The following is a 14324-nucleotide window of genomic DNA, read 5'->3' as shown; positions in this document are numbered from 1 at the left end:
GGAGTCCCACGACGGAGCGTATATCGAGAAAGGGGAGAATCCCAATATGCTAGATGATACAGAAATAACTAATGGACCCGTTACGTGTTCATTTTGTGGGAAGTCACAAGATCAAGTGAAGAAGATTGTGGCTGGCCCTGGGGTTTATATTTGTAATGAATGTATCGACCTGTGCAAAGAAATTATTGATGAAGAATTTAAAGACGAGGCCTTTAGCGACTTATTAGAAGTGCCTAAGCCACAAGAAATTCTAGCCATTTTGAACGACTATGTGATTGGTCAAACAGAAGCTAAAAAGGCTTTATCAGTTGCTGTTTATAACCACTACAAACGGGTTAACCAAATGTCGGTAGCCGAAGAAGGCGACACAGAATTACAAAAGAGTAATATTGCTTTAATTGGACCAACTGGTTCAGGGAAGACCTTCCTGGCACAAACCTTAGCACGAATTTTAAACGTCCCATTTGCGATTGCTGATGCGACGACTTTAACCGAAGCGGGTTACGTTGGAGAAGATGTTGAAAATATTCTTTTAAAATTATTACAAAATGCAGATTTTGATGTAGACCGTGCTGAACGCGGGATTATTTATATCGATGAGATTGATAAGATTGCTAAGAAGAGCGAAAACGTTTCGATAACGCGTGATGTGTCTGGTGAAGGGGTCCAACAAGCCCTCTTGAAGATTCTTGAAGGAACGATTGCTAGTGTGCCACCGCAAGGCGGACGAAAACATCCACAACAAGAGTTAATCCAAATTGATACCACCAATATCCTATTCATTATCGGTGGGGCTTTTGATGGCATCGAAACGATTGTCAAAAACCGAATAGGTGAAAAGACAATTGGTTTTGGAAGTAACAATGAGCAAATAACTAATGAAGATCAAAGCTTGATGCAACAAATTGTAACCGAAGATTTAATGCAATTTGGGATTATTCCTGAATTTATTGGGCGGATTCCAATTACTGCTGCTTTGGAAAAATTAACTGAAGATGATTTAGTACGCATTTTGACAGAACCTAAAAATGCACTGGTTAAACAATATAGCAAGTTGATGGCTTTAGATAATGTTGAACTTGAATTTACGCCGGAAGCATTGCATGCAATTGCGCATTTAGCAATTGAACGCAACACTGGTGCGCGTGGGTTACGTTCAATTATCGAAGAAGTTATGATGGACATGATGTTTGATATTCCAAGTCGTGAAGATGTCGCTAAAGTTTTAGTGACTAAAGAAGCGGTGGCTGGTACAACCAAACCACAACTCTTTTTAACGGATGGTCAAGAAGCATCGTAAGAATTTATGGAAACTGTCGAGGCAAAGTTACATTTGTTTTGGCAGTTTTTTTGTGATATAAACCATTAAGACGTTGTGATAACACGAATTCATTAATAATATATAGGCGAGTAACCATGAATTTTGAAATATGTCAACGGCGCAATAATAATTTATTTATGCTAAACTAACAGTCGAAGGAAATAATCGGAGGTTATTATGGAAGTACATGATGTTGAAATGGTGATGAGTGCGGTAGCTGCTTCACAGTACCCCACTGATCAATTACCTGAAATCGCGTTATCTGGCCGTTCAAATGTTGGTAAATCGTCATTGATTAATAAATTAATCAATCGTAAGAGTTACGCACGGACCTCTAGTAAGCCGGGGAAGACGCAGACGTTGAACTTTTATCGAGTTGAAAATGAATTATACTTTGTCGACGTTCCAGGTTACGGTTATGCGAAAGTATCTAAAAAACAACGCGAAAAGTTTGGTCAGATTATTGAAGCTTACCTGACTAGCCGCTCAAATCTAAAGGGCCTAATCTCACTAATCGATGGCCGTCATGAACCAACTGATGATGATATCGCGATGTATGTTTTTGCGAAGTATTATGAGATTCCAGTTTTAGTTGTTGCAACTAAGATGGACAAAATTTCAACAGGTAAATGGAATCGTCAAGAAAAGATTATTAAAGAGGTACTTGATTTTAATCCAGTTGATCAATTTGTCTGTTTCAGTGCCCTCACAGGGGCTGGTAAAGACATTGTCTGGGAATGGATAGAAAAGCAATGTGATTTAGGGGGACATGCATAATGGAATTTAATGAGTATCAAAAGTTAGCCAATCGAACGTTATATGGTAATGAACAAGTATTGACTAATTTAGCCTTGGGTTTGGCAAGTGAAAGCGGTGAAGTGGTTGATATCGTTAAAAAATATGCGTTTCAAGGCCATGCACTAGATGAAAAGATGATGTCTAAAAAAATTGGCGATGTTCTATGGTACCTTTCACAAATTGCGGAATGGAACAATGTTGATTTTGATACAGTTGCCCAGGAAAATATTGAACAATTAAAGCAACGATATCCAGAAAAACATGTTGAATAGTGATCATCAAAAAAGGGATTGGACAAAAATCAATTTGTTCAATCCCTTTTTAGGTGCTTATTTTTTATCTTTTTTGGCAGTGTTCGCCTTTTTTAATCTGTCGGCGGTTTCGTTAACCTTTTCTTGAACGGCTTCACGTTCACTTGGTAATGAAGCAAATTTATCGAATAGACCAGTGAGGTCGGTTTTATTAGTTACTTTTAAGCCCATTGTTATCCCCCTTTTCTAACTTATATCCATCATACCAAATAATAACAGTTTCGCCAATTATTCATAATTTATAAATAAATATTGAATAATTATGTAACAAGATGTATTATGGTACTAATTACAGGAGGAGTTAATATGAAGATCAAAAAATTACTCATACTCGTTGGTATTCCATGCATGTTATTAACTATGTATTTTATAAATCATCAACAATCGGTTTTGGCTGCTGGACAAACCGTTAGTCAGGTACAAGCAAAAAAAACATTGATTTTAGGGACTAGTCCGGATTATGCACCATATGAATTTTTAGTGAATAAAAAGGGTAAGAATCAAGTGGTTGGTATGGACATTCAGGTCGCACAGAAATTGGCGCATGATTTAGGGGTTAAATTAGTGGTTAAGTCGATGGATTTCGATGCGTTATTAGTTGGTTTAGAAACTGGGAAAGTCGATATGGTTATTTCGGCGATGTCGCCAACTGATGAACGGCGTAAAAGTGTTGATTTTTCAGACGTCTATTATCTTGGCGGACAGTCAATCTTAATCAATCAGACAGATACGCGGGATTATCATTCCAAAAATAGTTTTATCGGTAAAAAAATCGGCGTTCAAACTGGTAGCTTACAACAAGCATTAACTAAGAAACAAATTAAAGGGGCTCAAATTACGGGGTTAGCTAAAGTCCCGGATTTGGTCCTGGCTTTGAAGAGTCATAAGATTGATGGCATCGTTGCTGAAGAGCCAGTTGCAACTGCCTATGCAAGCAATGATCCAGAGCTTGTTCAAATTGATGGAAAATTTGATTTAGGCACAGATATGCAAGGCTCAGCAATTGCCTTTCCAAAGGATTCGCCAACCTTGGTCGCAGCCGCTAATAAAAGTATCGATCAAATAAAAAAACAAAAATTAATTCCCCAATATTTAAAAAATGCGGGTCAACTCATGAAAATCAACACGCACAACACCAGCATGTGGCATTATTGGGCATACTTCGCTAAAGGAATTGGCTACACACTATTCATCACCATCGTTTCAATTGCGATTGGAATCTTGATTGGTGGCCTTTTGGCATTTGGTCGATTGGCTAAGAATAAGGTAGTGCGGGGGTTGGCACTAGTATATATCGAATTTGTACGCGGGACGCCATTGATGATTCAAATCATGTTCGTTTACTTCGGGATTGGCTTATGGGTTAATATTCCAGCCCTTGTAGCAGGGGTCATCGCCGTTTCTTTAAATAGTGCAGCATATGTTGCCGAGATTATTCGTTCGGGGCTCAATGCGATTGACGCTGGCCAAACGGAGGCTTCAAGGAGTCTGGGTTTGTCACAACGGGATACAATGCGCTATATTGTCTTACCACAGGCACTGAAGAATATCTGGCCAGCTTTGGGGAATGAATTTATTTCCTTAATTAAAGAAAGCTCAATCGTTTCAATTATCGGTGTCACTGATTTAATATATCAGCTAAAGGTGGTTCAATCGGCAACTTATAAAGGGGTTGCACCAATTTTTGTTGCAATGGTGATTTATTTCATCATGACCTTTAGTCTCTCTAAACTTTTGAACTACGTAGAAAGGAAGATGCAACATGCTTAAGATTAATCAATTGGTTAAAAAATACGGTGATAATCTTGTTTTAAACGGTGTCAGTGGTGAAGTTAAAGATGGTCAAGTGATTGTTGTCATCGGGCCTTCAGGTGGTGGTAAAAGCACGTTGCTGCGGTGTTTAAATCGATTAGAAGATCCAACAAGTGGTCAAATTCTCTTTGAAGGGACAGACTTAATGACGTTGTCTGAAAAACAACTTGATCAAATTCGGACGAAGATGGGGATGGTTTTCCAAAACTTTAACCTGTTTCCTAATTTAACAGTACTCGAGAACTTAACGTTGGCACCACAAAAAGTTAAAAAAGAATCACTCGATCAAACAATCGCGAAGGCCAAGGTTCTTCTTGCGCGGGTCGGCTTGGCGAATAAGGCGGATGCTTATAGTGAGCAGCTTTCTGGTGGCCAAAAACAGCGAATTGCGATTGCGCGCGCGCTAGCCATGTCGCCTGATGTTTTATTATTTGATGAACCTACTTCGGCCCTTGATCCAGAAATGGTTGGTGAAGTACTCAAAGTTATGCAGGATTTAGCGCAAGAAGGGATGACAATGGTAATTGTTACCCATGAAATGGGGTTTGCTCGTAAAGTAGCTGATGAAGTTTGGTTCATGGCTGATAGTCAGATTGTTGAAAAAGGGACTCCGGAAGCGATTTTTGATCATCCGCAAGAGCCACGGACCAAACAATTCTTAGCCCAGGTCTTAGCACAATAGTTGCAATTTAACCAAAAACACGTAGAATATAAAAACGAACACTTGTTTTGAATTAAGGGAGTGGTGTTTTTGGCAAGTGAGCACATTGAACATAAATTAGCACTTTTACCCGCATTACCTGGCTGTTATATCATGAAGGATATTAATGCTAAGATTATTTATGTGGGCAAAGCAAAAAATCTAAAAAATCGCGTGCGTTCTTATTTTAAGAGTAGCCATGAAGGAAAAACGGCCAAATTGGTCTCTGAAATTGTCGATTTTGAAACGATTATTACCTCGACAAATAAAGAGGCCTTTTTATTGGAAATTACGTTAATCCAGAAACACCAGCCTTATTTTAATATTAAGCTTAAGCGAGGAACTGGTTATCCATATATTAAAATTACTAATGAGCGTGATCCACGGTTGCTGATTACTGGGGATGTCAAAAAAGATGGTGGTTTTTATTTTGGACCGTATCCTGATGTTTATGCTGCTCAAGAAACGTTACGCTTTTTGCAGCGGGTATATCCATTGCGACGTTGTCAGGGCCATCAAGGCCGGCCTTGCCTGTACTACCATATGGGGCAGTGTTTAGGGGCTTGCTTCAAAGAAGTACCTGAGAGCGTCTATACAGCCCAAATCAAAGAGATCAAACGCTTTTTGAATGGTCAAGTGGATCCAGTTAAAAAAGAATTGACTGCTAAGATGACAATTGCCGCAGAAGCGATGCAATTTGAACGTGCTGCGGAATTACGCGATCAACTGCACTATATTGAAACAACGGTTGAAAAACAAAAGATTATTTCGAATGATAATACGCCGCGCGACTTATTTGCATTTTATTTGGATAAGGGCTGGTTATCGATTCAAATTTTCTTTATTCGCCAAGCACGATTAATTCGGCGCGAAAAGCGTCTCTTTCCATGTGTTAACACACCCGAAGAAGAATTGGCAACTTTTATCCTTCAATGGTATAACCGGAAGAATAACGTGTTACCTCGTGAAATCTTGGTTCCTGAAGGCGTTGAAAAAAAGGTCCTCACCGAAATTTTAGGCATTCCGATCCGGACTCCCCAACGTGGGGAAAAGAAGGCGTTGTTGGAAATGGCACAAAAAAATAGTCGCTTGGTACTGGAAGAGAAGTTCCGGTTATTAGAACTCGACAATCGCAAGACAGTCGGTGCCCAAGACGAAATCATGGATGCACTTGGATTGCCACATGGTCATGTTATTGAAGCCTTTGATCATTCGCATATTCAAGGAACCGATCCAGTTTCGGCAATGGTCGTCTTTGTTGATGGCCGTGCAGAAAAGAAACGTTATCGTAAGTACAAATTAACACAGACTGCACAACGGTCAGGAGCTAATGAAGATGCCAATACCCGTGAAGTTATTTTTAGACGGTATTCACGATTGCTTAAAGAAGATAAACCATTGCCAGATTTAATTTTGATGGATGGTGGGATTGTTGAACTGAATGCAGCGAAGGATGTCTTAGAAAATGAATTAGGGCTTTCGATTCCAGTGGCCGGAATGGTTAAGGATAATCATCATAAAACTGCTTCTTTGTTGTATGGGGCAGTTGAACAAACAATTCAATTAGATCCTAAGAGTCAGGGCTTTTATCTATTGACGCGGATTCAAGATGAAGTTCATCGCTTTGCGATTAGCTTCCATCGTCAATTGCGAGGAAAAAATTCATTAAGCTCAAAATTAGATGATATTAAGGGGGTTGGCCCTAGGACCCGGACGAAATTATTGAAAAATTTTGGCTCAATGAAACACATCAAAGCAGCTTCTCTTGAAGAATTACAAGCACTTGGAATTTCGAAAACAGTCGCACAGACGATTAAATTATCCCTCTAAAAGATGTTCGGCAAGCCAAATACGATTTGGTTTACCGAACGTTTTTTTCGGTAATGATTGATAGAAGGTGAGTGTTTATCTTAGGGGAAATGATGCTGCACTTTAAATTGCACTTTTAGCTAGCAGTTTAAATATGGTACGCTTGTGTTAGTTTGATTGGAGATGTGATCGGCATGCGAAGAGAAATAATTTTTAAAAACGGTTTGGGGATTGTTGTTGGTGCATTAATTTATGCGGTGGCTATTAACGATTTTTTGATTCCGCATCAAATTGGTGAAGGTGGTGTGACCGGTTTAACAGCGCTTGGATATTATACGCTAGCTATTCCACCGGCCATAACGAATTTAGTTTTAAATGGGTTGTTGATTGCGGTTGGCTATCGGTATTTAGAGCGACAGACGATTGGGTATTCGATATGGGCGATACTGTGGATTTCTTTATTTTTACGATTACCGCATATTGTACATTATCAAACAACCCAGACGCTGATTCCAGCTGTTATCGGGGGTGTCTTGATGGGGATTGCCATGGCAACTATCATTCACTGTCAAGGGACGATTGCCGGCAGTACGATTTTGGCAAAGATTGTTAATCGTTATTTAGGGATCCCCAACGGATCGGCAATGCTCTTTTTTGATCTAATTGTGGCCATTCCGTCAGGGGTGATTATCGGCTTTCAAAATATGTTACTAACGATTATTGAACTGTACTTATCAGCTGTTGTTTTGAATAAATTGTTAGCAAAGTTTGGTGCAAAACGTGCTGTAACAATTATTTCAAATCAGTATGCGACCATTGCTACCACACTTTCAGAACAGTTTAACCAAGGAATTACACTAATCAAGGCGCAGGGCTATTACCGTCAAAAAGCGCAACCAATGTTATATGTTATTTGTACTGCCAAACAATTAGCGACCTTGGTCCCGGTCGTATCACAAATTGATGAGAAAGCCTTGGTAGTTGTCGAAGAGGTGCGTAGTGTACAGGCCGCACAGTTGAAACAATTGTTGTAAAAATACTACAACCAGAAATGGCTAAAAATATCGGTTTTTAATTAGAGTGAGTTAAAATAAAGTAAGGTCCTAGATGGCGGTGCTGAATCGGGGACCTTATTTTTTTTAGAATAGCAAGGGATAGCTTAATTAGCCAAAATTAGTTTTATATAGTAATATATAGTTGGCATTATTATTAAATAAACGGGTGGTTATGAAATGAAAACTAAAAGAGGTGGTTACTTAACGCTAAAGATTCGGCTGTTTAATACGCGATTATTTAATCGTTATTTACTAGCTGATCCACGGGCTCAGTATAATGCGGAGCAAGGGAAAATTTTGTCAGCATTATGGGATAACCATCCGCAAACAGCTACTGAATTGGCGCAAGTTACTGGACTAGCTAATAGTAGTTTGTCGTTGATGTTGCACCGGCTCGAAGACCAGCAATTATTAGTGAGTGAGCAATCTCTAATTGATAAGCGCAAGCGGGTTTTTGATTTAACGCCCTTGGGTGCTAGCCAACAAGAAGTTGGTGAGTATATCAGTAAACGATTGAGTGCAGTTTTCTACAAGGGTTTTTCAGACGCGGAGGTTATCGCCGTTGATGAATATTTAGAGCGGATTTTAGCAAATTTAGAAGCAGAAGCGGGTCTATTTAACCGTCAAGTAAAAGATGAGAAGGTAAATAATGATAGTCAAACAACCAACAAAAATTGAAGTACGTGGTGGAAACGTCAATAATTTAAAAAATATTAACGTTGATATTCCACTAAACCAATTTGTCGCGATATCAGGTCCCTCAGGATCAGGAAAAAGTTCGTTAGCAATGGGAATTTTATATGCCGAAGGATCACGCCGTTATTTAGAAGCATTGTCGACGTATACTCGGCGTCGAATTAGTCAGAATAAACGTTCACAAGTACAAGAAGTGCGGCATATTCCATCAGCAATCGCGCTCCGACAGCGACCAAGTATGCCGTCGGAACGTTCAACAGTTGGTTCAATGAGTGAGATTTTCAATGTTGTTCGGTTAATTTTTTCAAGGTTGGGTACAACTCGCTGTCCCAATGGGCATGTTGTTCAACCAAGCTTACAGATTGCCCAGGCGATGGATTTAGCTGGTGATAAAATGGGGATGATTACCTGTCCGACATGCCAAGTGCAATTCATGGCTAAATCAGCCGAAGATTTCGCCTTTAATTCGGGCGGTGCCTGTCCAGAGTGTCATGGAACAGGCCAGATTCAAACCTTAGATGACCGTAAAATTATTGCGGATGAAAACCTCAGTATCGAAGATGGTGCGATTGCGTCTTGGCGCTTACCAGGACGTAACTTTATGCCAACGGTAGCAGCACACCTCGGGGTTCGGATCGATATACCATACAAAGATTTAACGGCCAAGGAAAAAGCAACCGTCTTACATGGCAAGCGTGGCAAATATGCTGTTGATTTTCACACCTCAACGGGGCGGGTTTTTAGTACAGAAAACACACTTTACGAAAATGCTTATGACGCAGTTTATGCGTCGTTAAAATCGGTAAAAAGTGATCGGGCGATGACTAAGGTCAATTCCTTTTTTCACTTTTCAACCTGTCCGACATGTCATGGGACGCGATTAAATCCACAATTGTTAACCCAATTGGTCGGTGGTCAAAATATCGCGGAGGTTGCTGATTTAACATTGGGGGCTTTAGCAGATTGGATGACAGTTACTAAAGCTGGTTTACCAGAAGAAATGCAACAAATGGCGACGATTCTCTTTAAAAATTTATCAGAAACACTACAACCTCTATTAGAACTAGGATTAGATTATTTAACGCTAGCCCGTAATGGGAATACGTTATCAACTGGAGAGTTGCAGCGGATTCAATTAGCAAGAACGTTGCGGACCGCAACAACCGGGGTATTATATGTGTTAGATGAACCGTCGATTGGATTACATCCGGATAACGTTGAAGGTTTAATCCATATTTTTCGCCAATTAGTAGCACAAGGTAATTCATTAGTGGTTGTGGATCATGAAGTCAATATCATCAGCCAGGCTGATTGGGTAATTGAGATTGGACCAGAAGCCGGCCGTAAAGGCGGTCAAATTATTGCACAGGGTAAACCAGCTGATTTAATGCAGAATCCGCAGTCGCTAATTGGACCATATATTGCAGGTCGCGCTAATATTTTGTATCCCAAGGTATCGTCGCAAACTAGTATGCATGCTACAACCTTGACGGTCGATAACTATTTTAATTTACATGATGTGACGATTCAGGTGCCAGATAATCAAATCACCGCAATTTCAGGTTTTTCAGGTGCCGGTAAAACAAGTTTGATCTTAGATAGCTTAGTGCCTGCAATTGAAGCTAAGCATCAACATCAGTCTTTGCCGCAACAAGTCTCACAATTGACGACGGATCTAACCGCAGTTGTCAGTATTGATGCCAAACCAGTCGGGAAAAATACGCGTTCAACTTTAGCAACCTATACCAGTATCATGACTAACCTACGCAAATTGTTTGCGCGTTTACCGGAGTCACAAGCACATAATTACGGGATTGCACATTTTTCCTATAACAATAAAGAAGGGGCTTGTCCCAATTGTGGTGGGCTAGGTAGCATTATCTTGGATATTCAATATTTACCCGACATGGAAGAAATTTGTCCAGAATGTCATGGTAAGCGTTATAAACCGGAAATTCAAGCAATCAAGTGGCATGGCTATAGCATCGTTGATTGCTTAGATTTGTCCGTTGAAGAAGCATTACCTGTATTTGCAGAGGTCCCTAATATTTTGAAAGAACTCAAAACTCTCAAGGAAATTGGGTTAGCTTATCTCCATCTCGGTGAGAGTACCCCGAGTTTATCAGGTGGTGAAGCACAACGTTTAAAATTAGCCACACACTTAAATAAAAAACGCAATGGAACGTTGTTTGTGTTCGATGAACCATCGATTGGCTTACACCCACGGGATGTCGAGACATTGATGGGCGTGATTAATCAATTAAAGGCTAAGGGGGCCACGATTATCATGATTACCCACGATCTTGATCTGATGACAAACGCCGATTATCTGATTGATTTAGGCCCGAAAGGCGGTAGCCAAGGTGGACAATTAATGGCAATGGGAAATCCATTTGAGCTGGTGACTACTAATCAGCAGAGTTTAACCTTGAATTACTTACGTGCGCATTTTAAAAAGTACAATCTATTAGCGACCAAGGGGACGGTGAAATGACGCAAACTTCTTTATTTGACCAAGAAATGGCAATGAATGCGCCGTTGGCTAATCGCGTACGACCGACCGATTTAGATAGCTTTGTGGGGCAAAAACATTTAGTTGGACCAGGCAAATTTTTACGTGAAATGATTGATAAAGACCAAGTAACGTCAATGATCTTTTGGGGACCGCCAGGGGTTGGCAAGACTACTCTAGCAGAAATCATTGCGCGCAAAACAGCTTCAAAGTTTATGACGTTCAGTGCTGCAATGAATGGGATTAAAGAAATCCGCAAGATCATGAATGAAGCTGAAACTAACCGCCAACTTGGTGAACGGACAATTGTCTTTATTGATGAAATTCATCGCTTCAATAAGGCCCAACAGGATGCATTTTTACCGTATGTTGAAAAGGGGAGTATCACGTTAATTGGAGCGACTACCGAAAATCCTTCATTTGAAATTAATTCAGCCCTACTTTCAAGAACGCGGGTTTTCGTCTTAAAGCAGCTTACCGAGACGGATATTATAGAATTATTACAGCATGTCTTGCAAGCGCCCACGGCATTTCCTGAGTTGACAGTATACATTAGTGATGATTTAATAAAACAAATTGCTATTTTTTCCAACGGAGATGCGCGGACTGCATTGAATATTTTGGAAATGTTAGTGATTAATAGTGATGTGCAAGACCATCAAGTGACTGTCAACAGTGATCTACTAGGGGAACTACTGAATAAGAAAACCGCCTATTATGATAAGGACGGTGAGGAACACTATAATATTATTTCGGCGTTGCATAAATCGATGCGTAATAGTGACGTCGACTCAGCAATTTATTGGTTAGGACGGATGATAGACGGTGGCGAAGATCCGCTTTATATCGCTCGGCGGCTTGTCCGTTTTGCAAGTGAGGACATTGGTCTGGCCGATAACAATGCGTTGAATTTAGCGATGAACGTCTTTCAAGCTTGTCAGGCTATTGGGTTACCGGAATGCGACGTTCATTTAACGCAGTGCGTGATTTATCTGGCACTCGCGCCTAAATCAAATGCAACTTATAAAGCGCGGACTGCCGTTCAAAAAGATATTAAAAAGACCATTGATGAACCAGTGCCATTGCACTTGCGCAATGCAGCTACTAAATTGATGAAGGAAGTCGGCTACGGTAAAGGCTATCAACTCGCACATTTCTATGATGATAAGTTGACAACGATGCCAACGCGCCCCGAAAGCATTGCCGAACACATCTATTACCGGCCAACTGAGCAAGGTAATGAAACTCGCATGAAACAACGTTTGGATTACATCAACAAATGGAAGCAAACACATAATACAGATTTTCAAAACAAATAAAGAGCTGCAGTCATTTGACTGAAGCTCTTTATTTGTGATTATAATGCTTCTTTAGCAACTGGCCGCCAGAGCCCTAAAATTAAGGCACTGACAAATGTTCCGATTAACACGGCAAACACAAAGAGTAGACCGTGGTTGGCAAGTGGTGCCACGAAGATCCCACCATGTGGTGCAGGGACAGTGATTTGCCATAATTGGGTTAAACCACCACCGATTGCTGAACCGATCACACTTGAAACAATGACATGTAGTGGATCTGATGCTGCAAAGGGGATTGCCCCTTCAGTAATGAAGGAAATCCCTAAGACATAGTTAGCCAGTGCTTGTTTACGTTCGTTACCAGTAAATTTATTTTTGAACAATGAAGCAGCAACTGCGATCGCCAATGGTGGGACCATCCCACCAGCCATGACAGCGGCCATCAATGAACCATCTTTAGTTGTTGTGAAGACACCGATTGCGAAGGTATAAGCAGCCTTGTTGAAAGGACCACCCATATCAACGGACATCATCCCACCTAAAATGGCGCCAAGTAATAACGCATTACCAGCCCCTAAGTGGGTGAGGAAAGTACTCAACCAGAGGTTAATTTGAGCAAAGACTGGGTTGATCATGAAGTACATAATAAAGCCAACAATCAATAGTCCTAATACGGGGAAAATTAAGATTGGTTTTAAACCATCAAGGGTTTGTGGTAAGTTCTTGAAGACTTTCTTCAAACCAACGATGACCCAACCAGCGATGAACCCAGCAGCTAAACCGCCAAGGAATCCGGCTGGACTCTTTGAAGCGAGGACACTCGCTGTTGCTTGACTGGCCATGTAGCCCCCGACAAATCCGGGCATTAAGGCCGGACGATCGCCGATTGAAATCGCAATGTACGCAGCAAGGACAGGAATTAAGAAGTTAAAGGCATTATTCCCTAATGAGTTCAAGAAAATAAAAGTGGTTGAGTGTGCGCCAACGGTTTGTTCTAAAAGGAATGAGATGGCCATCAAGATCCCACCACCGACAACGAATGGTAACATGTTTGAAACACCATTCATTAAATCTTGGTAGATGCGACTCCAAAGGGTTTTCTTGTCAGCTGAAGCTTCTTCGCTTGATTGGCTTTCAGTTGCGTGATAGATTGAGCCTTCTTCATCCAATGTTTTTTGAATCAATTCAGCTGGTTTCTTGATCCCGTCGATAACGGGACGGTTCAAGAGATGTTTACCATCAAAACGAGGCATGTCGACTTTCTTGTCGGCAGCGATGATGACACCCGTTGCACGCTTGATATCGTCGGCAGTCAATTGATGCTTAACGCCTTCAGAACCGTTTGTTTCAACTTTGATGTCGATGCCCATTTTAACAGCGGTTTCTTTCAAAGCCGCTTCGGCCATGTAAGTGTGGGCAATCCCAGTTGGGCAGGCTGTGACAGCAACGATGAATGGTTTTTGATCATTAGCTGGCGTTGCGGCTGCGGCTTGTGCTTTAGCGGCTTCTTCAGCTTCTTCCTTAGCATCTTTGGCATCTTTAACTGCTTGGGCATTAGCAAAAAGGGTTTGCACGTCTTCTGGTGTTTGGGCTTGTTTCAAATCAGCCACTAACTGTGGATTGATTAAAAGGGATGAAAGACCAGCTAGAGCTTGTAAATGGGTATCATTGGCCCCTTCTGGCGCAGCAATCATGAAGAACAGGTAAACGGGTTGGCCGTCTAGTGCGTCATATGCAACACCGTTTTGGCTTTTAGCAAATAGAACCGTTGCGCGTTGAACGGCACTGTCTTTTGCATGGGGCATTGCAATCCCTTCGCCAATCCCGGTTGAAGATTGGGCTTCACGGGCCAAAATATCTTTACGATAGAGGGCATCATCTGTGATAACACCAATCTCTTTGTAGCGGGCAACCATTTCATCAACGGCGGCTTCTTTAGTCGTTGCTTGTAAATCCATGATCATCGCATCTTTTAAGAGTAAATCTTGGATGTTCATAATAAGTCTCCTTTG

At 40.9% G+C, this 14324-nt stretch carries 12 protein-coding genes; 10 read left to right on the top strand and 2 right to left on the bottom strand.

Features of this window, described 5'->3' with window-relative positions; genetic code table 11:
* Nucleotides 1-46: 46 nt before the first annotated feature.
* The 3 genes from clpX to FC90_RS03250 all read left to right on the top strand — a co-directional run bounded on the left by clpX (nt 47) and on the right by FC90_RS03250 (nt 2391).
* Nucleotides 47-1300 carry an ATP-dependent Clp protease ATP-binding subunit ClpX gene (gene clpX, locus FC90_RS03260; RefSeq protein WP_057907879.1) on the top strand — a complete coding sequence of 418 codons (1254 nt, stop codon included), beginning with the start codon at nt 47-49 and terminating at the stop codon, nt 1298-1300.
* A 198-nt stretch (nt 1301-1498) separates the two neighbouring features.
* Nucleotides 1499-2098, top strand: a complete 600-nt coding sequence (yihA, locus tag FC90_RS03255; RefSeq protein ID WP_057907878.1) for a ribosome biogenesis GTP-binding protein YihA/YsxC — start codon at nt 1499-1501, stop codon at nt 2096-2098.
* Nucleotides 2098-2391 carry a nucleoside triphosphate pyrophosphohydrolase family protein gene (locus tag FC90_RS03250; protein WP_057907877.1) on the top strand — a complete coding sequence of 98 codons (294 nt, stop codon included), beginning with the start codon at nt 2098-2100 and terminating at the stop codon, nt 2389-2391. The genes yihA and FC90_RS03250 overlap by 1 nt, the downstream gene beginning before the upstream one ends.
* A 57-nt stretch (nt 2392-2448) precedes the next feature.
* Here the strand turns inward: FC90_RS03250 and FC90_RS09410 are convergent, their stop codons facing one another.
* Nucleotides 2449-2601, bottom strand: coding sequence for an SPJ_0845 family protein (locus tag FC90_RS09410; RefSeq protein ID WP_164477408.1), 153 nt, complete (start codon nt 2599-2601; stop codon nt 2449-2451).
* Nucleotides 2602-2736: 135 nt separating this feature from the next.
* On the opposite strand from FC90_RS09410, the gene FC90_RS03245 reads away from it, so the two are divergent.
* From FC90_RS03245 to FC90_RS03215, 7 genes are all read left to right on the top strand, one after another.
* Nucleotides 2737-4200, top strand: a complete 1464-nt coding sequence (locus tag FC90_RS03245; protein WP_057907876.1) for an ABC transporter substrate-binding protein/permease — start codon at nt 2737-2739, stop codon at nt 4198-4200.
* Entirely contained in the window at nt 4193-4924 is a 732-nt protein-coding gene (locus tag FC90_RS03240) for an amino acid ABC transporter ATP-binding protein (RefSeq protein ID WP_057907875.1), read from the top strand. Before FC90_RS03245 ends, FC90_RS03240 begins: the two co-directional genes overlap by 8 nt.
* 69 nt (nt 4925-4993) lie before the next feature.
* Nucleotides 4994-6772: an excinuclease ABC subunit UvrC gene (uvrC, locus tag FC90_RS03235; RefSeq protein WP_057907874.1), complete on the top strand. Its 1779-nt coding sequence runs from the start codon at nt 4994-4996 to the stop codon at nt 6770-6772.
* Nucleotides 6773-6945: 173 nt separating this feature from the next.
* On the top strand, nt 6946-7785 hold the full coding sequence (locus FC90_RS03230) for a YitT family protein (RefSeq protein ID WP_057907873.1): 840 nt from the start codon (nt 6946-6948) through the stop codon (nt 7783-7785).
* Nucleotides 7786-7983: 198 nt separating this feature from the next.
* Nucleotides 7984-8484 (top strand): MarR family winged helix-turn-helix transcriptional regulator, encoded by a 501-nt coding sequence (locus FC90_RS03225; protein WP_057907872.1) that lies wholly within the window; start codon nt 7984-7986, stop codon nt 8482-8484.
* Entirely contained in the window at nt 8456-10996 is a 2541-nt protein-coding gene (locus tag FC90_RS03220; RefSeq protein ID WP_057907871.1) for an AAA family ATPase, read from the top strand. Before FC90_RS03225 ends, FC90_RS03220 begins: the two co-directional genes overlap by 29 nt.
* Nucleotides 10993-12333: a replication-associated recombination protein A gene (locus FC90_RS03215; RefSeq protein ID WP_057907870.1), complete on the top strand. Its 1341-nt coding sequence runs from the start codon at nt 10993-10995 to the stop codon at nt 12331-12333. Before FC90_RS03220 ends, FC90_RS03215 begins: the two co-directional genes overlap by 4 nt.
* Nucleotides 12334-12371: 38 nt before the next feature.
* Here FC90_RS03215 and FC90_RS03210 read toward each other — a convergent pair whose 3' ends face one another.
* Nucleotides 12372-14309: a PTS fructose transporter subunit IIABC gene (locus FC90_RS03210; RefSeq protein WP_057907869.1), complete on the bottom strand. Its 1938-nt coding sequence runs from the start codon at nt 14307-14309 to the stop codon at nt 12372-12374.
* Between the last annotated feature and the right edge of the window lie 15 nt (nt 14310-14324).

The organism is Latilactobacillus graminis DSM 20719, from assembly GCF_001436415.1.
Lineage (GTDB): Bacteria > Bacillota > Bacilli > Lactobacillales > Lactobacillaceae > Latilactobacillus > Latilactobacillus graminis.
The sequence above is the reverse complement of the archived record's forward strand: the minus strand, read 5'-3'. Positions and strand labels throughout refer to the sequence as shown.